This is a genomic window from Kribbella sp. NPDC051586 (assembly GCF_044453965.1).
GTDB lineage: Bacteria > Actinomycetota > Actinomycetes > Propionibacteriales > Kribbellaceae > Kribbella.
In genome coordinates this window covers 400,163-417,879 of record NZ_JBITDF010000002.1, presented here as the reverse complement: position 1 = coordinate 417,879, position 17,717 = coordinate 400,163, and the positions used below count along the sequence as shown (strand labels likewise).

Genomic DNA, 17,717 nt, shown 5'->3' with positions numbered 1-17,717 from the left:
ACTTGACTGCGTGCGGGACGAGAGCGATCCACGGGCGGACGTGGCGGCCCTGTACCGGGGCACCTGGCCGCGGCTGATCGGCGTACTGATGTCGATCGGGGGATCACGCGTGGACGCCGAACTGGTGGCCCAGGACGCGTACGTGAAGCTGCTCGGCCGCTGGGACGCGATCCGCCGGTACGACGATCCGGAGGTCTGGGTGCGCTCCCTCGCCGTGCGGACGATGGTCGGCCGATTGCGTCGCCGGGAGGTGGCGACCCGGGCGCTGGCCCGGGTCACCGGCCGCCCGGACTCGGTCGATGCGCCGGCTGATGACGTGGCGAGCGCTTTGGCCCGGATCACGCCCCAGCAGCGGGCTGTCGCCGTACTACATGACGTGATGGAGTTGCCGGTCGAGCAGATCGCCGAGGAGCTGCAACTCGGGGTCGGCGCGGTAAGGTCCCGGCTGGCTCGGGCTCGGCGGATCCTCGGTCCGGTGCTCGAGGTGACCGAGGATGCGTGACCTGCTGGTCGAGTACGTCGACGCGCGGACGCCGGATGAGGCGCCTCCGTTCGAAGACCTCGAAAGGGCCCTCCGTGAGCGGCGCGGGCGGCGGTACATCGTGTCCGCTGCGGTCGCCGCGATCGTGATCGTGGCCGGGATCGCCGCCGCGTTGGGCTATCCGAAGGCTGAGCCCGAGCCGACGATCGGCCTCGAGTTGCCGCACTACACGGTCGACGGGCCGGCTCCGCAGCGGTACAAGCTCGGTACGACGGTCATCCTGCTCCGCGGCGAGATCGCGGTGACGTCGGTGCGGCTCGACCCGGACCACCTCACGGTGCTGACCGTCGGGGTCGAACCGGACGAGGTCGCCGTCGAGCCGTGCCTGCCGAACACGGTTGTCCGGATCCTGTCCCAGGACGCGGGCTCGGTCCGGATCGCGGCGTACCGGTACGGCGTCGGCCCGGACCAGAGTGAAGGCCATCAGTGCAACAATCCCGGCCCCGCGCCGACCACGCTCCAGCTCGACCTCAGGAGCCCACTCGGCAACCGCACGGTGTACGCCGGGACCATCGGCGAGCGTGTCGTGCTGAAGGGACGCGGGTGCCTCAAGCCGGCTGGATCGTTCGCTGCCAGATGTCGCTGATCAGGTCCGGGTGCATGCCGACGCCGGTGTAGAGGGCCACGGCGGGGGTCGGGTTGCTGGAGTCGACGTGGAGGATCGTGCCGGAGCGGCCGGCGGCGGAGTCAGCGGCGAAGGCGGTCCGCAGGAGGAACTTGGCGAGACCGCGGCCACGTGCGGACGGTACGACCGCCAGGCGGCCGACGTACCCGCAGTTGTCGGTGCTGACGAAGTTGTCGTTGCACTCGGTCACGCCGACCGCCTGCCCGTCCAGCTCGACCAGCGTCACCATCGACCAGTCGAACGTCGACCGGCTCTCCCGCGAAGCCGCCCACTCCTCGAACGGCCGCGGCAACGTGCCCGGTTGGTCCTTGAACGCCTCGATCAGCACTGCATGTGCTGCCCGCTTGGTTGCGTCGTCCGGGGCTCCGCGCCGAACAAACACACCCTCGGGCACAGCAGGCGCCTGGACCACGCCGTCGAAGTCGATCCGCATCCGCTGCACCGACGTACCAATCGCGAACCCCCGCGCCCGCAGCACATCTGGGAGCAGTTGGTCCTGCCGGATTACCCCGACGCGCACGACAACCTCACGCCGCCCACCTGCGCGGTGTTCGGCTTGGGTGAGGAGCCAGTCCAGGACCTCTGGGTTGTTGCTGAGGATGTCGACGTTCAGGTGGGTTCCGTCGGTGATGGCGACCGCGGTTGCTGAGCCGGCGAAGTTGCCGGTTGGGTCGAGGACGACCCAACCGTCGGTCGGGAGGTTGATGCCGGGGTCGCGGAGATAGTTGGCGACGTCTTCCGGGCTGTGTTTGGCGAAACCCAGCAGCGCGGACGTGTACGCCGCGGACTGCTCGGCGATCAGTTCGGCATCCGCGAGCACCATCGGACGGAACGTGTGGCCGGCCGGCAGGCTCATGCGGCCGCCACCTCGCGGCGCAGAACCTCCATCACCAGCACGGCCTGCATGCCGACCGACAGGTACAGACCGAGCGCCGGCGTCGGGTTGTTGGTGTCGACGTGGAGGATCGTGCCGGCCCGGCCCGCCGCCGCGTCCAGGGCGAACTGATCGCGGAGGAGGAACTTCGCCAGGCCCTTCCCGCGCGCATTGTCGAGCACGCCCAGCCGGCCGATGTACCCGCAGTTCTCGTCCTCGACGAACTGGTTCGTGCTCGACCGCACCGCGACCACCTCGCCGTCGAGCTCGAGCAACGTCAGCAGCGACCAGTCGAACGCCGAGAAGTTCTCCTGCGCCGCCTGCCACTCCTCGAACGGCCGCGGCGTGAACCCGAACTGCCCATCGAAGCTCTGGTTCAGTACGGCGTGCCCCGCCCGCTGATTCGCCTCGTCCGGAGTACCCCGCCGCACCGTCACGCCGTCCGGCACCTCCGGTACGGCGACCGGGCCGGCGTGGTCGATCCGCATCCGGTAGAACGTCGTACCGGGCTCGAAACCACAACCAGCAAGGCGATCCCGGCGCGCGACATCTGCCTGATAGTTGCCTGCGTCCAGCTGGACCGACGAATGCCCGTACATCCGGGCAAACTCCGCCGCGCGCCGGAGGATGCGTTCGAGCAGATAGGTCTCGACGGTGAGGTCCGTGGTGACCAGATCCAGGTCCACCTGGCGGTGGTCGCCTTTGCCGAAGACTGCGCCGTAGCCGATCAGGCGGTCGCCGTCGTACACGAGCCAGCCGTCGGTCTCCGGATCGAACCCGGGCTCGGTGAGCTCGTCCTCAGCGTCGTCCAGCGTGTAGTCGGCGAATCCGACCACCGAGGTGTTGTAGTCCGACACCAGCTCGAGGAGCGCCTGAGCATCCTCCTTCGCCGGCGGACGGACGGTGAACGAGGATGGCAGTACGGCGGTCATGCACTCATGGTGGTGAACGACCGCCGTACTGTCGAACTGATTAGCAGACCTTCTCCCGTTCCAGGTCACAGGTCGTCTGTGCTGTCTTGAACGTACTGACCGCCGCCGGGGGAGTGCCCTGGTCGGTCCAGGAGGCGAGCGTGACGCCGACGGCGTCCTCGATCGAGCGTGGGCTGTCCAGGTAGTTGTTGCTGATCATCGAGAACACCAGCTTGCGGCCGTCGGCGTTGGACACGTAGCCGGACAACGCCGTGACGCCGGTCAGCGATCCGGTCTTGCCGTGCAGGTTGTTGGCGGCCGGCGTGTTCAGCATCCGGCTGCGCAGCGTGCCGCCGACGAACCGCTCCGGGTTGCCCGCGATCGGCAGCGCGTCGTACCACTGCTGGAACCACGGCTCCTTGCGCGCGGCGATCAGGATGTCGGTGACCGCGTCACCGGTCACGTTCACCTTGCGCGACAGGCCGGAGCCGTCGGACAGCCGGATCCGGCTGGTGTCGACGCCGACGCTCTTCGCGTAGTTCGTCACCACGTCCAGCCCGGCCGGCCAGCCGCCGTCGGCCTCGGCGACCGCACCCATCGTCTTGACCAAGGTCTCGGCGTGCATGTTGTTGGAGAGCTTGAGGAACGGCGTGAGCAGTTCGCCGACCGTCATCGACTCGTCCCGCGCCAGCCGGTTCGCGCCGGTCGGGGTGGCCGCGTTCTTGATGTGGCCGCTGACCGAGATGCCCTGCGCGGTCAGCGCCCGCCGGAACACATCGGCCGCGTACAGCTCGGGCTCCCAGACCGTCACCCAGTCCTGCTCGACCGCGGAGCCGAGCGGCATCGAGCCGGTCACCCGCACGACGTTGGTGCCGTGGTCGCGATCGACGGTGATCGTGTTCGAGGTCCCGGCCGCGCCGGTGGTGGCGGTGTTGACGATCTTCAGCACGCCGTTCGCCGGGACGAGGTTCAGCTTCGCCGGGGCGCCGGCCGCGGCCCCCGGACGGGTCTCGACGATCGCCGTACCGGAGTCGTAGTCGGTGTTCGGGGCTAGCGTCAGCGCGGAGATCTGGGCGTTGTAGTAGAACGGCTCGTCGTCCCAGGCCCAGCTGTCGCCGAGCCGGACGTGGTCGAAGTACGAGTCGTCGGCGATCAGGTCGCCGTCGACCTTCCGGACGCCGTCCGCCTTGAGCTGCTTGGCCAGTCCGGCGTAATCGGACTCCAGCGCGGTCGGGTCGCCGTACCCCTTCAGATAGAGGTCACCGCGCAGCTTCCCACCGCGGACGGGTGCGGTGGCGAGCACGTCGGTGTGGAAGCGGTACGACGGGCCGAGCACGTGCATCGCGGCCGTCGAGGTGAACAGCTTGGTGTTCGACGCGGGCAGCAGCCGCTCCGAACCGTTCCGGTCGTACAGCGTCTCGCCGGTGGTCGCGTCGCGGACCACCAGCGTGACCTGCGACCCGTCGTACCGGCTGTCGTTCAGCAGGCTGTCGAGCCGCTGCTGCAGTGCCGTCTCCTGTACTGCGGTCGGCGCGCCGGCCGACTGTCCGACCACACCACCGGTCACGGCGGCGACGGCGGCCACCGCGGCGACCAACCCGCGCCCCGACACTCTCGGTAAATGACTCACGAGACACTCCCTCAAACCAGGCGGAAAACAACTAGCCGGAGTCTCTACCCCGGACGACTCCAGGTCCAGGGATCGAAGGAAGGAAGGAAAGAAAAGAGGGGCGGGGGTGATTTTCAGGTGAATCGATGGAAAAGTCTCTCGAACAGGTATCTGCCCCCACCTGAGGAGTGTCATGACCAGACGGCTTCTCGCGGCCTTGGTGGCCGCACTCAGCCTGACTTCGTTGCTGTCCGTGCCCGCTCATGCGGCCGGAGGCGCGGTGTTCCCGAGCGAGATCGTCGGCGAGGACTTCCCCGATCCGGACGTGTTCCAGCAGAACGGCACCTGGTACGCGTACTCGACCAACAACGGCCGCGGCACCGTCCCGGTCGCGACCGCCCCGAGCGCCAACGGACCGTGGACCATCCGCGGCGACGCGATGCCCGGCGGCCCGTCCGCCGCCTGGGCCCAGCCGGGCCGCACCTGGGCGCCGGACGTCTACCCGAACCCGGACGGCACCTACACCCTCACCTACACCGCCTGGCACAAGGCATCCGGCCACCAGTGCATCGGCGTCGCGACCGCCACCTCGCCGCTCGGCCCGTTCCAGCCGGTCGGTACGACGCCGCTCATCTGCCCGCTCGACCAGGGCGGCGCGATCGACCCGAACACGTTCGTCGCCAACGACGGCACCCGCTACCTGATCTGGAAGAACGACGGCAACGCGATCGGCCAACCGTCGACCCTCTGGCTCACCCGGACGGCGGACAACGGCCGGACCCTCGTCGGCGGCAACACCGCGATGCTCACGTCGAGCGGCGTCATCGAGGCGCCGGACCTCGTCCAGCGCGGGAGCCAGTACGTGCTGTTCTTCTCCGGTGGCGGCTACACCGACTGCAACTACCTGACGTCGTACGCGACCTCGACCAGTCTCAGCGGGCCGTGGACAACGGCGTACCGGCCGCTGATGACGACGGCGACGTTCGACAACGCCGTCTGCGGACCCGGCGGCGCGGACGTCGTCGAGAACAAGATCTTCCTGCACGGCTGGGTCGGCAACCAGAGGCATCTGTACGTCGCCGACATCGGCTGGGCGAACGACTACCCGGTCGTCCGTGGGAGCCGGGTCCGGTACGAGGCGGAGCGCGGCACGCTGAACCACTGCAGCGTCCGCGCCAACGCGGCCGGTGCCTCGGACGGCAAGGTGGTCGCGTACATCGACTACGCCGACTCCTGGGTGGAGAACACCGTCTTCGCCCCGGTCGCCGGCAGCTACACCCTGCACGTCGGGTACGCCAACGGATCGGCCTCCACCGCCAGCCACGGTCTCGTTGTCAACGGCAACAACGCGGGCTCGGTCAGCTATCCGGTCACCGGCTGGGACAACTGGCACGAGAGCTCGGTCTCCGTCACGCTCAACGCCGGCTGGAACACGATCCGGCTGACCAAGGGCGACCTGTACACGGAAGTCGACTACCTCGAATTGCAGTAGAGGCATCCGCACGACCCCGTAGTCTCTTAGTGCACAGCGAGACGGACGGGGAGTACGAAGCAAGCGATGGCGAAACCACCAGAACAGGTGTACAAAGACCGGCGGCGGCGACCGGTGTGGCTGGATCTCCGCCGTACCGGTCGCGGCCTGCAGGCGATGCTGTACGGCGGTCTCGCGTCGCTGGTCTCGCTGGTGATCACGTTCTGGACGCTGCCGCAGATCAGCAGCGAAGGCCGGCTGCCGATCTTCCGGCTGGTCGTCCTGCTGGCGGTGTTCTCGGTGCTGATGCGCTGGATCCTGGCCGGGATCGCGGTGCTGATCGGCTCGCTCGGGGTCCTGATCGGCGGCCTGCTGTCACAGTTCGGAGTCGTCTACCTCGCCATCACCGTCGACCCTGGGGTGAACCTGCACGGCGGGGTCGAGGCGCCGCTGCTGGTGGCGATCTGGATGTCCTCGGTGAGCGCCTTCGTCGGCTGGATCGCGTACGCGGGCAGCGACGACGCGTACGTCGCCGAGGTGATGCGGGTCGTGCACCGCCGCGCCCGCCGGATCCAGGCCGCGCCGAAGACCGGGCTGCTGATCATCCAGATCGACGGGCTGTCCGCTCCGCTGCTGAACTGGATGGTCCTGGCCGGCAACCTGCCGAACCTGGGCGGCTGGATCCGCGACGGCAACCACTCGATGCTCGCCTGGCACACCGGCGTGCCGGCCACCACGCCCGCGAGCCAGGCCGGCATCCTGCACGGCGGCTCCAAGCACATCCCGGCGTTCCGGTGGTACGAGAAGGAGACCGGCCGGGTCATGGTCACCAACCGGGGCCGGGACGCGGCGGAGCTCGAGGACCGGATGTCGACCGGGCGCGGCCTGCTCGCGGACGGCGGCGTCAGCATCAGCAACAACTGGTCCGGCGACGCCGACCGGTGTGAGCTGGTCTTCAGCCGGGCCGCCCTGCCGAACAGCCGCAGCCGCGGCTACGTCCGGTTCTTCTCCAGCCCACAGGGCGCCGCCCGCGGGCTGGTCCTGTGCGTGGCGGAGATGATCAAGGAGCTGCACCAGGCCCGCCGCCAACGCGTCCGGCACCTGGTCCCGCGGGTGAAGCGCGGCGGCGGGTACATCTTCCTGCGCGCGATCACCAACGTCCTGCTCCGCGACCTGAACGTCTCGCTGATCACCGACGAGCTGGCCAAGGGCACGCCGGTGATCTACTGCGACTTCGTCGACTACGACGAGGTCGCGCACCACGCCGGTCCGACCCGGGCCGAGTCGCTGCAGACCCTCGAAGGCCTGGACCGGGTGCTCGGTGCGCTGCAACGGATCATCGAGATCCTCCCGCACTCGTACGAGATCGTCGTGCTGTCCGACCACGGCCAGAGTCAGGGCTCGACCTTCCTCCAGCGGTACGGCCGGACCCTCGCCGAGGTGGTCGACGACCTGGTCGACACCACCAAGGAGCCGGTCGCGGCGGTCGGCAAGGCCGAGGGCTGGGGACCGGTGAACGCGTTCCTGACCGAGTTGACCATGCGCCGCAGCGTGGCCGCCTCGGTGACCCGCAAGGCGCTGCACGTGACCAGCGGCGAGGTGCAGCTCGGCCCGAAGGACTGCGAGCCGCCGGTCGCCGCCGACGAGCAGATGGTGGTCACGGCCTCCGGCAACCTCGCCCTGATCTACCTCGCCACCACGCCCGGCCGAGTCCCGTTGGAGGAGATCGAGCTGCTCCACCCGAAGCTCATCCCGGGCCTGGCGACACACCCCGGGATCGGGTTCGTGGTGGTCGACTCGCTCGCCGAGGGACCGGTCGCGATCGGGCGGGCCGGAGTCCGCGTGCTGCGGTCCGGCCGGGTCGAGGGCGAGGACCCGCTGACGCCGTACGGCGAACAGGCGGCCGCGTCGGTCCTCCGGCAGGCCGAGATGGCGCACAACGGGGACCTCGTCGTGGTCAGCCGGCTCGACGACTACACCCACGAGGTGGCGGCGTTCGAGGAGCTGGTCGGATGCCACGGCGGGATCGGCGGCTGGCAGACCGACGCGGTCCTGGTGCACCCGTGTCGTTGGGTCGTCAACGAGCCTCCCGTAGGCTCCGACGCGGTCCACGAACTGCTGATCAGCTGGCTGGAGAAGCTGGGGCACCGCAAGGACCTGGACGAACCGGTCGAGTCGAAGGTTGAGGCCTGAAGCGTGCGAATCACCTGGTGGGGGCACGCCACCACCACGATCGAGGCGAACGGCACGCGGCTCCTGACCGACCCGGTGCTGACGTCGCGGATCGCCCACCTGCGCCGCCGGCGCGGTCCCAGCCCGGCACCCGAGGCCGGGCGCTGCGACGCGGTCCTGGTGTCGCACCTGCACGCCGATCACTTGCACCTCACCTCGCTGCCGATGGTCGCTCCGGACGCCGCGCTGGTGGTGCCGCGCGGGGCGGCGAAGCTGATCCACGCCGACAGCGGCGCGGCCTACTCCGACCGCTGCATCGAAGTTGCCCCGGGCAACCAGATCAAGATCGGGTCGCTCGAGATCACCGCTGTCACCGCTCATCACGACGCGCGGCGGCTGCCGTTCTCGGCGCACTCCGCGCAACCGGTGGGCTACCGGATCGACAGCTCGCCGAGTGTCTGGTTCGCGGGCGACACGGACCTGTACGACGGCCTGGCGGCCGAGGCCGGTCAGGTGGACCTCGCGCTGGTGCCGGTCGGCGGATGGGGGCCGTCGCTCGGACCGGGGCATCTGGATCCGGTGCGCGCGGCCGAGGCGGTTCGGCAGGTCGGCGCCTCGACGGCGATACCGGTACATTTCGGGACGTTCTGGCCGATCGGCTTCGACTGGGTCAAACCGGAGTTGTTCCTGCCACCGGGGGACAGGTTCCGCGCCGCGATGGCCGAGGTGGACCCCGCGGTGAAGGTGGAGCTCTTGGTACCGGGTGAATCGGTCGAGGTCCCGGCATGAGCGGTGACGCGAAGTTCGACGTCTGGTATCTCTTCGCGCTGGCGGGTGCGGTGCTGATCGGGGCGGTGCTGCCCGTGCTGCCGACCGGCGCTGCGGTGTCGGCCGGCGCGGTGCTGGCCTCACACAGCAATCCGATCGGGCTGGCCGGGGTGCTGATCGCCGGCGCGGCCGGGGCGTATGTCGGCGACCTGATCGTGTACGCAGGGTGCCGCTTCGGCGGTGAGCGGTTGGCCAAGCGGGTCGGGTGGTTGCGCGACAACGCGTCGCTCGACGCCCTTCGGGACAGGTTGTCCGAGCACGAGATCGGCGTGCTGCTGACATCGCGGCTGATCCCGGGCGGTCGCGTGCCCGTGCTGCTGGCGGCCGGCCTGGCCGGGTACCCGTGGGAGCGGTTCGCGCTGGTCGACCTGGCCGCGTCGTCGCTGTGGGCCGCGGTCTACATGGCGATCGGACTGCTCGGCTACGCCCTCTTCGACGAGCCGTGGCAGGGCGTGCTGGCGGCGATCGTGCTGGTCATCCTCACCACCGTCGTCAGCAGCCTGATCCAGCGCGCCCGGCGTAGATCACACCCCGAATGACGCGTTGCGGAGCCGATCCACGGCCTCCGCCTCGCCGTCCAGTTGTACGTCGGCCACCTGCTGACGCCCGAAGCAGAACAGCACCAGCTCGGCAGGCTCGCCCGTCACGGTCACCGAACCCAGGTCGGTCGGCCGCTTCGCCACCGACGTCGTACCGTCGGGCAGCTTGAGCACGAGACCGGTCGGCGACTTCCGGGTCATCGTCTTCGATGCCAGCCGGACCGCCTTCCACAGGCCTGCCTGTTGCTCCGCGGGCAGCGTGCGGACCTCGTACGACGGTTGCGCGCGGCGGACGTCCTCGTGATGCACGAAGTACTCGGTCGTGTTCAGCTGGTGACCGATCTTCGGCAGCGCGTAGATCGACACCGAGGGAGGGCCGTTGCGGATCTTGCCGACCACCTCGGCGAAGCTGTAGCGCTCCTTGGCACGCTTCATTCTTCGCTCGGTGGTGTCGGCCAGCGCCGCGATCATGATCCCCGGACCGGCCATCGGATCGGCCTCCCGGACGTACAGATGGACCGCGAGGTCGTAGGTGTCCCAGCCCTCACACAGCGTGGGCCGCTCAGGCCCCAACTGGTCGAACAGGTCACACAGAGCGAGTCGTTCTACCCGGCTGTAGTCGGTCACATACCCGATCGTAGTTGTCGGGTGTGAGTGGCAGAATGTCAATCGTTGTCATGCCTGTGTCCCACAGATGCACCTGACCTGCCTGGAGTGTGTTTTGCCTGTCCCGAAAGTCCCCGACAAGGGCAGCGTCACCCGGCGGGGATTCGGGGTGCTGCGGGTCGCGATCTGGGAGGAGCCGGGCATCTTCGCGCTGTCCGTGCTCGCCAGCATGCTGTACGGCGGGATGACCGTGGCCGGCGGCTGGGCCCTCGGCTGGTCCACCGATCACGTGATCCGGCCCGCGTTCGAGCAGGGTGAGACCACCACCGGCGCGATCGTGACGCTGATCTCGCTGTTCCTCGGGATCGCGATCCTGAACGCGATCGGCGTGGTCGGGCGGCGCCTCGGGGCCGGGGTGATGCAGTTCCGGCTGCAGGCGACGTACCGCCGGCGGGTGACCCGGCAGTACCTGAAACTTCCGCTGGAGTGGCACCACCAGCACTCCACCGGCATGCTGCTGTCCAACGCGAACGCCGACGTGGAGTCGACCTGGTTCGTGATCGCGCCGCTGCCGATGGCGATCGGCGTGATCGCGATGCTGGTGTTCGCGACGATCGCGATGTTCGCCGCCGACGTGTGGCTGGCGCTGGTCGGCTGCCTGGTCTTCCCGCTGGTGTTCGTCGCGAATGTGATCTTCCAGCGCTACCTGCAGCCGCTCGCGACCCGGGCGCAGCAGCTGCGGGCCGATGTCTCCGAGGTCGCGCACGAGTCCTTCGACGGCGCGCTCGTGGTCAAGACGCTCGGCCGGGAGGCCGCCGAGACCGAGCGCTTCCGCGGTCCGACCAACGCGCTCCGGGACGCGAACATCGCGGTGAACAAGGCCCGCGGCATGTTCGACCCGGTGATCGACGGTCTGCCCCGGCTCGGTGTGCTCGCCGTACTGCTGGTTGGTGTCGGACGAGTGCGGTCCGGCGGCGCCGACGCCGGTGACGTGGTGCAGGTGGCGTTCCTGTTCACGCTGATCGGGTTCCCGATCCGGGCGCTCGGCTGGGTGCTCGGTGAGCTCCCGCGATCGGTCGTCGGCTGGGACCGGGTGCAGCGCGTGCTGACCGCCAAGGGCGGGATGGAGTACGGCGGGACGCGGCTGACGTCGACGAAGGCGGCCCGGCTGCAGGTGGCCGGCGTCCGGTTCGGGTACCTGCCGGAGCGCGACGTGCTCGCCGGGGTGGACTTCACCATCGAGCCCGGTCGGACGGTCGCAGTCGTCGGACCGACCGGCGCCGGCAAGTCCACGATGACCACGCTGCTGACTCGGCTGGTCGATCCGGAGCAGGGTGCAGTGAAGGTCGACGGGATCGACCTGCGGGACCTGGCGCGCGACGAGCTGGCCGGATCGGTCGCGCTGGTGGCGCAGACCGCGTTCCTGTTCGACGACACGATCCGCGGCAACATCACGCTGGGCGGGGAGTACAGCGACGACGACGTGTGGGACGCGCTGCGGATCGCGCAGGGCGACGGGTTCGTGAAGTCGCTGCCGGAGGGCCTCGACACCAAGGTCGGCGAGCGCGGGACGACGCTGTCCGGCGGGCAGCGGCAGCGGATCGCGCTGGCCCGGGCCCTGGTACGGCGGCCGCGGTTGCTGATCCTGGACGACGCGACGAGCGCGGTCGACCCGCAGGTCGAGGCGCGCATCCTGGCCGGACTGCGGTCCGCGGTGCAGGACGACTCCGGCGCGGCGACGACCGTGCTGGTGATCGCGTACCGGAAGGCGACGATCTCGCTCGCCGACGAGGTTCTGTTCCTCGACGAGGGGCGCATCCTCGCGCACGGCACCCACACCGACCTGCAGGCGTCCACTCCGGCCTATCGGGACCTGGTCGACGCGTACGAGAAGGACGCCGAGCGCCGCGAGGAAGAGGCGGAACTGGCGCAGGATCTCGATCTCGATTCCGAAGGAGCAACGGCGTGAGCGCGGCGGAGGCCAGTCGGCTTGACCATGGCGACAACGCGGGTGGTCTGCAGACCCTCAAGGACGGGCTGAAGGTTTCGCCGGAGCTGGCGCGTGGGTGGGGGCTGACCGGGATCCTCGCGTTGACGATGACGGCCGGGCGGATCGTCGTACCGATCGCGGTGCAGCAGACGATCGACAAGGGACTGTCCGGCGCCGGCGGCCCGGACATGTCGTACGTCGCCTGGATGTGTTTCATCTGCGCTCTCGGCGTGATCCTCACCGCCGGAGCGTCGTACCTGACGACCGTGCGGCTCGCGGTGAACTCCGAGTCTGGCCTGGCGACGATGCGGATCAAGGCGTTCCGGCACGTGCACGACCTGCCGGTGCTGACGCAGAGCACCGAGCGGCGCGGCGCGCTGGTCAGCCGCGTCACGTCGGACGTGGACACGGTGTCGCAGTTCCTGCAGTTCGGCGGGTTCATCTTCATCGTCAGCCTCGGGCAGATGGCGCTGGCGACCGTGGTGATGTTCTTCTACTCGTGGCAGCTCGCTCTGGTCGTGCTGCTCTGCTTCATCCCGCTGTTCGCCAGCCTGAAGTACCTGCAGCGGGCGATGTCGGCGGCGTACGGCGTGGTCCGGGCGAAGGTCGGCGAGATGCTGTCCGCGATCTCGGAGCCGGTCGTCGGCGCCCAAGTGGTCCGCTCGTACGCGATCGAGAAGCGGACGCAGGACCGGATCGACGCGACGATCGAGGACTACCGCAAGACGGCGACCAAGGCGCAGGCGATCACCGGTCTGACGTTCTCGATCGGCGGCCTGGCGGCCGGCCTCGCGAACGCGGGCGTGCTCACGGTCGGCGTGCTGCTGGGCGTGGACAAGCAGGCGACGCTGGGCGAGTTGCTCGCGTTCATGTTCCTGGTGTCGCTGTTCTCCGACCCGGTGCAGATCGCGACGCAGGTGCTGACCGACGCCCAGAGTGCGTTCGCCGGTTGGCGGCGGGTGCTCGGCGTGATCGCGACCCCGGCCGATGTCGTGGATCCCGGCGAGAGCGGGGTGAAGCAGGCGCGCGGGCCGATCATGGTCGAGTTCGACGACGTCGATTTCGCTTATCCAGAAGGCGATCTGGTACTGCGCGACGTCGACGTGCGGATCGAGCCGCATCGTCGGGTCGCGGTGGTCGGCGAGACCGGATCGGGGAAGACGACGTTCGCGAAGCTGCTGACGCGGTTGATGGATCCGACGTCGGGCGCGGTCAAGCTCGACGGTGTGGACGCTCGCGAGATTTCCTTCGAGTCGCTGCGCGAGCGGGTCGTGATGGTGCCGCAGGACGGCTACCTGTTCGACGCGTCCCTGGCCGAGAACGTGCGGTTCGGCCGGCCCGAGGTGACCGACGCGGAGCTGGTGACGGCGTTCGAGTCGCTCGGACTGACCGACTGGCTGGAGTCGTTGCCGGACGGGCTCGCCTCGCCGGTCGGGCAGCGGGGTGAGTCGCTGTCGGCGGGGGAGCGGCAGCTGGTCGCGCTGGTCCGCGCGAACATCGCGGACCCGGATCTGCTCGTCCTCGACGAGGCCACGTCGGCGGTCGACCCGGGGACCGAGGTGCGGGTCAACGCAGCGCTGGAGCGGCTGATGGCCGGTCGTACGTCGGTGACGATCGCACACCGGCTGTCGACGGCCGAGGCTGCCGACGAGGTGATCGTGTTCGACGACGGCGAGATCGTCGAGCGCGGACCGCACGCCGAGCTGGTCGGCGCCGGAGGCGTGTATACGCATCTGCACGACAGCTGGATCGCCCAGCGGAGCGCGGTCTAACAGCCCGGTCCAGCAGCCCGGTCCAGCAGCGCGGTCCGGGCCGGACGTACACGCCGGCCGGGATCCCAGGGAGGGTGATGATCCCGACCGGCGCAGAGCTCAGCTGATCAGGCGCGGTCGGCGCCTGACCGGCTCGTCGCTCGTCCTCAGGGGGTCGGAGCGGCGCCGTTCTCGTGACCGGCGCCGGGCTGCGGCACCAGCAGGAACTCGACACCGCCCTTGTCGTCGACCGCCGCGTCCAGGATCTTGTCGTCGAGTGCGTTCGCGGCGTTGTGCTCGAGGAACACCCGTGCACCCGCCTCCTCGACCACCTGGTCACCCGGCTGCGGTGCCTCGGTCGTGGTCACCGCGAGTGCCGGATCCGCCGGGTTCTCCTGCGAGATCCGCACCCCGGCCCCGTCCGGCGCGCCTTCGACCCCGGTGATGCTCTTGATCACCAGCGTCGCGTTCTCAGTCAGGGTCAGCACAGCCACTCCATCCGTCGATGAACTCTTGAGTCCGTCCCGTGCCCGATCCCCCCAGCCCCAAACCCCACCCCACCTTGAGCACCCACCAACCACGAGTCCGCCGCAAGAATGGTTGACCCGTGCCCAAGGTCAGGCCACCTGGGCGGGGGTGGGAGGCGCGACTCGCCAGGTGGGAGCGGCGGTGGTGCGGGAGGTACCGCGGATGAACGCGGCGCGGAGGCGTTGGGAGAGGTCGGAGTGCGTCGCGACGGCGTCTTCCCAGCCGAAATGGACGAGTTCGACACCCCGATCGGCGAGGCGCTGATCGCGGCGATGGCTCCTGCGCATCCGGCGCCGTCGATCCTCAGGCGTGTCCGCTTCGTACTTGGCCAGTCCGTCGGCCTCCGCGACCGTGCGGAACCGAGGCCAGTAGAAGTCGACCCGCTCAGGCATCCAGCCGAACCCGTCGGAGAACTGGACCTGAAGCACCGGTGCGGGCAACCCCGCCGTCGCGAAGGCCATGCGTGCGAGCGATTCCAGCACGGATTCGGATCTCGCATCGCCGAAGTCGATCTCCGCACGAGCGTTCCGAATCCCGGGCCAGTGCTGTTGACGGGCGACGACGGAGTGCAGTTCGGTGACCGGCGTACCGAGGGACAGCGCGTGATCGACGGTGATGATCGCTTCCCGGAGGGGCAGCTCCCGGGCGAGATCGACAACGGTTCGGGCGACGCTTGTCACGGACAGCCGATCGCGGTCTGACACATCACCTGTTGCCAGGCCAGCTCGTCGTACGACGATGTCCGGGCGACGTTGATTGCGCATGGCGGTGGGTGGACGGGTCAGCCAGGTGGCGTCGATCGCGGGTGCGGATGAACGCCGGGCGTCTGTCCAGACGCGGAGTCCGGCCAGCCGAGCCGCGCTGAAATGACTCACCGCCGAACCCGGGTAGGCCGCAGCTGCACAAGCGATCACCGCGAGGTGTGCGTCGACACGTCCATCGATGTAGTGGCCGTGATGATGGTGCAGTCGTTTCCGCCGTACCAAGCGCCGGAGGTCGGCGTCTCCCAGTCCGAGTTCGCGCAGCACGCCACGCCGTACCGGACTCCGCGCCGCGAACCGGAGCCGCTCCCGCACCACATCCTCGAGCCGATCCATCGCCGCATTCTCCCCACCCCCACCCCACCCCGCACCCCCCTTTCGCCCCCTGTGGAAAAGGTTGTTTGAGCACCCACCAACCAAGTTCCGGCGGAGTCTCTGGTTGGTGGGTGCTCAAGGAACCGCGGTGCGGGGCGTGGGTGGGGTGGTGTGGGATGGGGGGATGGCGATTGTTTTGGGTACTGCGGGGGCCGGGGAGCTGGGCGAGGTTGTTGGGGTGTTGCGGGGGTGGCAGGGGGAGGGGAGAGCGTTTCAGCTGCACCCGGGGGATCTGGGGTGGTTCTGGCGGTTCGGGGTGGAGCAGACGGCGGCGGCTACGCGGATCTGGCGGCGCGGTGGGGAGATCGTCGCGGTGGGGATGCTCGATGAGCCCGACTGGTTGCGGATGGCGATCGCGCCGGAGCTGCAGCGGGACGAGGAGTTGGCGCGGCGGATCGTCGAGGACGTGAGTACGCCGGCCGCCGGTGTGCTGATCGACGGCAAGGTCGCGGTGGAGACGCCGATGGGGGCGCTCGTGCAGGACCTGCTCTTCAAGGACGGGTGGGACGCGGACAGGCCGTGGATCCCGCTACTACGCAGCCTGAGTGGCCCGGTGCCGGATCCGGGGCTGCGGGTCGACGTCGTCGGTGCGGAGGATGCGCACGAGCGGACCGCCGTACAGCGGGCCTCGTTCGACGGGTCGACGTTCACCGACGACCGGTGGTTCGCGATGGCCGACGGCGTGCCGTACGCCGATGCCCGGTGCTTGATCGCGCGTAACAAGACCGGTGAGTCCGTGGCAGCCGCGACCGTGTGGTCAGCAGGCGTTGGGCGTCCGGGCTACATCGAGCCGATGGGCGTGCACAGCCTGCACCGGGGCCGCGGCTACGGGACAGCGATGGTGCTTGCGTGCGCGCGCGCCCTGCAGGAGCTCGGCGCGTCCAGCATCTACACCTGTACGCCGGCCTCCAACGTCGGCGCGGTCGCGACGTACCAGGCCGCCGGTCTCGAGCCGCAGCCCGAGATCAGGGCTCAGAACCGGGAAGCCTAGGAACCGGCCACGTCGTCCGCGGCCCGGAGCACGCGCAGGATGTTGCCGCTGGCAAGCTTCCCGAGGTCCTCGTCGCTCCAGCCGCGGTCGGCCAGCGCGCCGAACAGCACCGGGTACGACGACACGTCCGGCAGCTCGACCGGGAACTCCGGGCAGCCGTCGTAGTCGCCGCCGACACCCATGTGGTCGATGCCGGCCACCTCGCGGATGTGCTCGACATGCTCGACCACGTCCGCGAGCGTGATGTCCGGCCGCGGTACGCCGTACAGCTCCTCGACCTTCTCGCGGTGCTCCTCGCCTTCGAGGCCCTGCTCCTTCGCCAGCGCGCGCATCCCGTCGAGCCAGTCGACGTACGCCTGCGAGACGAAGTACGGGACGAACGTCACCATGCAGACGCCGTCGTTGCCGGCCAGCGTCTCGAGGACGTCGTCCGGCGCGTTCCTCGGTACGTCGCAGACCGCGCGGGACGACGAGTGGCTGAAGATCGCCGGCGCGCTGGTCACCCGGAGCGCGTGCCGCATCGTGTCGGCGGAGACGTGCGAGAGGTCGACCAGCATGCCGATCCGGTTCATCTCGCGGACGACCTGCTCGCCGAAATCGTTCAGCCCGCCGAGCACCGGCTCGCCGGTGGCCGAGTCCGCCCAGGACACGTTGTGGTTGTGGGTGAGCGTCATGTACCGCACGCCGAGCTCGCGCATCACCCGCAGTACGCCGAGGGACTCACCGATGGAGTGACCGCCCTCCATCCCCATCAGCGACGCGATCCGGCCGGCCTTGATCGCCGCTTCCACGTCATCGGCCGACGACGCGAGCCGCAGGTCGTCCGGGAACCGCTCGACCAGTCGCAGCACGAAGTCGAGCTGCTCGAAGGTGCGCCGGACCGCGTGCTCGTCCTGCGGCACCCACAGCGACCAGAACTGCGCGCCGACGTGTCCGGCCCGCAGCCGCGGCAGGTCCGTGTTCAGCTCGGGCACCGGGCCGGCCAGGTCGTGCGCGTCCAGGTCGTAGTTGCACAGCTCGTAGAACGCGATCGGCAGGTCGTTGTGCCCGTCGATGACCGGATGTTCCCGCAGCACTTCCTCGACCCGCGCCTCACTCGTCATCCCGCCATCCTGTCAGGCCCGTGGTCAGCAGCCCACCTGTGA

Annotated in this window: 16 protein-coding genes; 9 read left to right on the top strand and 7 right to left on the bottom strand. The window is 69.4% G+C overall.

Annotated elements, in window-relative coordinates; all coding sequences use genetic code 11:
• Positions 1-10: 10 nt before the first annotated feature.
• Together ACIA58_RS12415 and ACIA58_RS12410 are read left to right on the top strand one after the other, a co-directional pair.
• Positions 11-502: an RNA polymerase sigma factor gene (locus tag ACIA58_RS12415; protein WP_396403719.1), complete on the top strand. Its 492-nt coding sequence runs from the start codon at positions 11-13 to the stop codon at positions 500-502.
• The gene (locus ACIA58_RS12410; protein ID WP_396403718.1) at positions 495-1,127 is read left to right on the top strand and encodes a hypothetical protein; all 633 of its coding nucleotides are present in this window, start codon (positions 495-497) and stop codon (positions 1,125-1,127) included. Before ACIA58_RS12415 ends, ACIA58_RS12410 begins: the two co-directional genes overlap by 8 nt.
• On the opposite strand, the gene ACIA58_RS12405 is transcribed toward ACIA58_RS12410, so the two are convergent.
• Genes ACIA58_RS12405 through dacB form a run of 3 tightly spaced genes read right to left on the bottom strand, consistent with a single transcriptional unit; the run spans position 1,090 to position 4,581 of the window.
• The gene (locus ACIA58_RS12405) at positions 1,090-2,022 is read right to left on the bottom strand and encodes a GNAT family N-acetyltransferase (protein WP_396403717.1); all 933 of its coding nucleotides are present in this window, start codon (positions 2,020-2,022) and stop codon (positions 1,090-1,092) included. The two genes, ACIA58_RS12410 and ACIA58_RS12405, sit on opposite strands and share 38 nt — an antisense overlap.
• On the bottom strand, positions 2,019-2,972 hold the full coding sequence (locus tag ACIA58_RS12400) for a GNAT family N-acetyltransferase (RefSeq protein WP_396403716.1): 954 nt from the start codon (positions 2,970-2,972) through the stop codon (positions 2,019-2,021). Before ACIA58_RS12400 ends, ACIA58_RS12405 begins: the two co-directional genes overlap by 4 nt.
• A 40-nt stretch (positions 2,973-3,012) precedes the next feature.
• On the bottom strand, positions 3,013-4,581 hold the full coding sequence (gene dacB, locus ACIA58_RS12395) for a D-alanyl-D-alanine carboxypeptidase/D-alanyl-D-alanine-endopeptidase (protein ID WP_396403715.1): 1,569 nt from the start codon (positions 4,579-4,581) through the stop codon (positions 3,013-3,015).
• A gap of 172 nt (positions 4,582-4,753) precedes the next feature.
• On the opposite strand from dacB, the gene ACIA58_RS12390 reads away from it, so the two are divergent.
• The 4 genes from ACIA58_RS12390 to ACIA58_RS12375 all read left to right on the top strand — a co-directional run bounded on the left by ACIA58_RS12390 (position 4,754) and on the right by ACIA58_RS12375 (position 9,570).
• Positions 4,754-6,052, top strand: a complete 1,299-nt coding sequence (locus tag ACIA58_RS12390) for a family 43 glycosylhydrolase (protein ID WP_396403714.1) — start codon at positions 4,754-4,756, stop codon at positions 6,050-6,052.
• A gap of 66 nt (positions 6,053-6,118) precedes the next feature.
• Entirely contained in the window at positions 6,119-8,224 is a 2,106-nt protein-coding gene (locus tag ACIA58_RS12385; protein WP_396403713.1) for an alkaline phosphatase family protein, read from the top strand.
• Positions 8,225-8,227: 3 nt separating this feature from the next.
• On the top strand, positions 8,228-8,992 hold the full coding sequence (locus tag ACIA58_RS12380) for an MBL fold metallo-hydrolase (RefSeq protein ID WP_396403712.1): 765 nt from the start codon (positions 8,228-8,230) through the stop codon (positions 8,990-8,992).
• Positions 8,989-9,570, top strand: a complete 582-nt coding sequence (locus tag ACIA58_RS12375; protein WP_396403711.1) for a DedA family protein — start codon at positions 8,989-8,991, stop codon at positions 9,568-9,570. The genes ACIA58_RS12380 and ACIA58_RS12375 overlap by 4 nt, the downstream gene beginning before the upstream one ends.
• Here ACIA58_RS12375 and ACIA58_RS12370 read toward each other — a convergent pair.
• Entirely contained in the window at positions 9,556-10,197 is a 642-nt protein-coding gene (locus ACIA58_RS12370) for a TIGR03085 family metal-binding protein (RefSeq protein ID WP_396403710.1), read from the bottom strand. The two genes, ACIA58_RS12375 and ACIA58_RS12370, sit on opposite strands and share 15 nt — an antisense overlap.
• 94 nt (positions 10,198-10,291) lie before the next feature.
• Between ACIA58_RS12370 and ACIA58_RS12365 the strand changes: the two genes are divergently transcribed.
• The gene (locus tag ACIA58_RS12365; protein WP_396403709.1) at positions 10,292-12,145 is read left to right on the top strand and encodes an ABC transporter ATP-binding protein; all 1,854 of its coding nucleotides are present in this window, start codon (positions 10,292-10,294) and stop codon (positions 12,143-12,145) included.
• Positions 12,142-13,938 carry an ABC transporter ATP-binding protein gene (locus ACIA58_RS12360; RefSeq protein ID WP_396403708.1) on the top strand — a complete coding sequence of 599 codons (1,797 nt, stop codon included), beginning with the start codon at positions 12,142-12,144 and terminating at the stop codon, positions 13,936-13,938. Before ACIA58_RS12365 ends, ACIA58_RS12360 begins: the two co-directional genes overlap by 4 nt.
• A gap of 146 nt (positions 13,939-14,084) precedes the next feature.
• On the opposite strand, the gene ACIA58_RS12355 is transcribed toward ACIA58_RS12360, so the two are convergent.
• Both ACIA58_RS12355 and ACIA58_RS12350 read right to left on the bottom strand, forming a co-directional pair.
• Positions 14,085-14,405 (bottom strand): Fe-S cluster assembly protein HesB, encoded by a 321-nt coding sequence (locus ACIA58_RS12355; protein ID WP_396403707.1) that lies wholly within the window; start codon positions 14,403-14,405, stop codon positions 14,085-14,087.
• Positions 14,406-14,534: 129 nt separating this feature from the next.
• Entirely contained in the window at positions 14,535-15,542 is a 1,008-nt protein-coding gene (locus ACIA58_RS12350) for a hypothetical protein (RefSeq protein WP_396403706.1), read from the bottom strand.
• Positions 15,543-15,705: 163 nt separating this feature from the next.
• On the opposite strand from ACIA58_RS12350, the gene ACIA58_RS12345 reads away from it, so the two are divergent.
• A complete protein-coding gene (locus tag ACIA58_RS12345; RefSeq protein WP_396403705.1) occupies positions 15,706-16,572 on the top strand; it encodes a GNAT family N-acetyltransferase in 867 nt (288 codons plus the stop codon).
• On the opposite strand, the gene ACIA58_RS12340 is transcribed toward ACIA58_RS12345, so the two are convergent.
• Positions 16,569-17,675, bottom strand: coding sequence for a dipeptidase (locus ACIA58_RS12340; protein WP_396403704.1), 1,107 nt, complete (start codon positions 17,673-17,675; stop codon positions 16,569-16,571). The two genes, ACIA58_RS12345 and ACIA58_RS12340, sit on opposite strands and share 4 nt — an antisense overlap.
• Between the last annotated feature and the right edge of the window lie 42 nt (positions 17,676-17,717).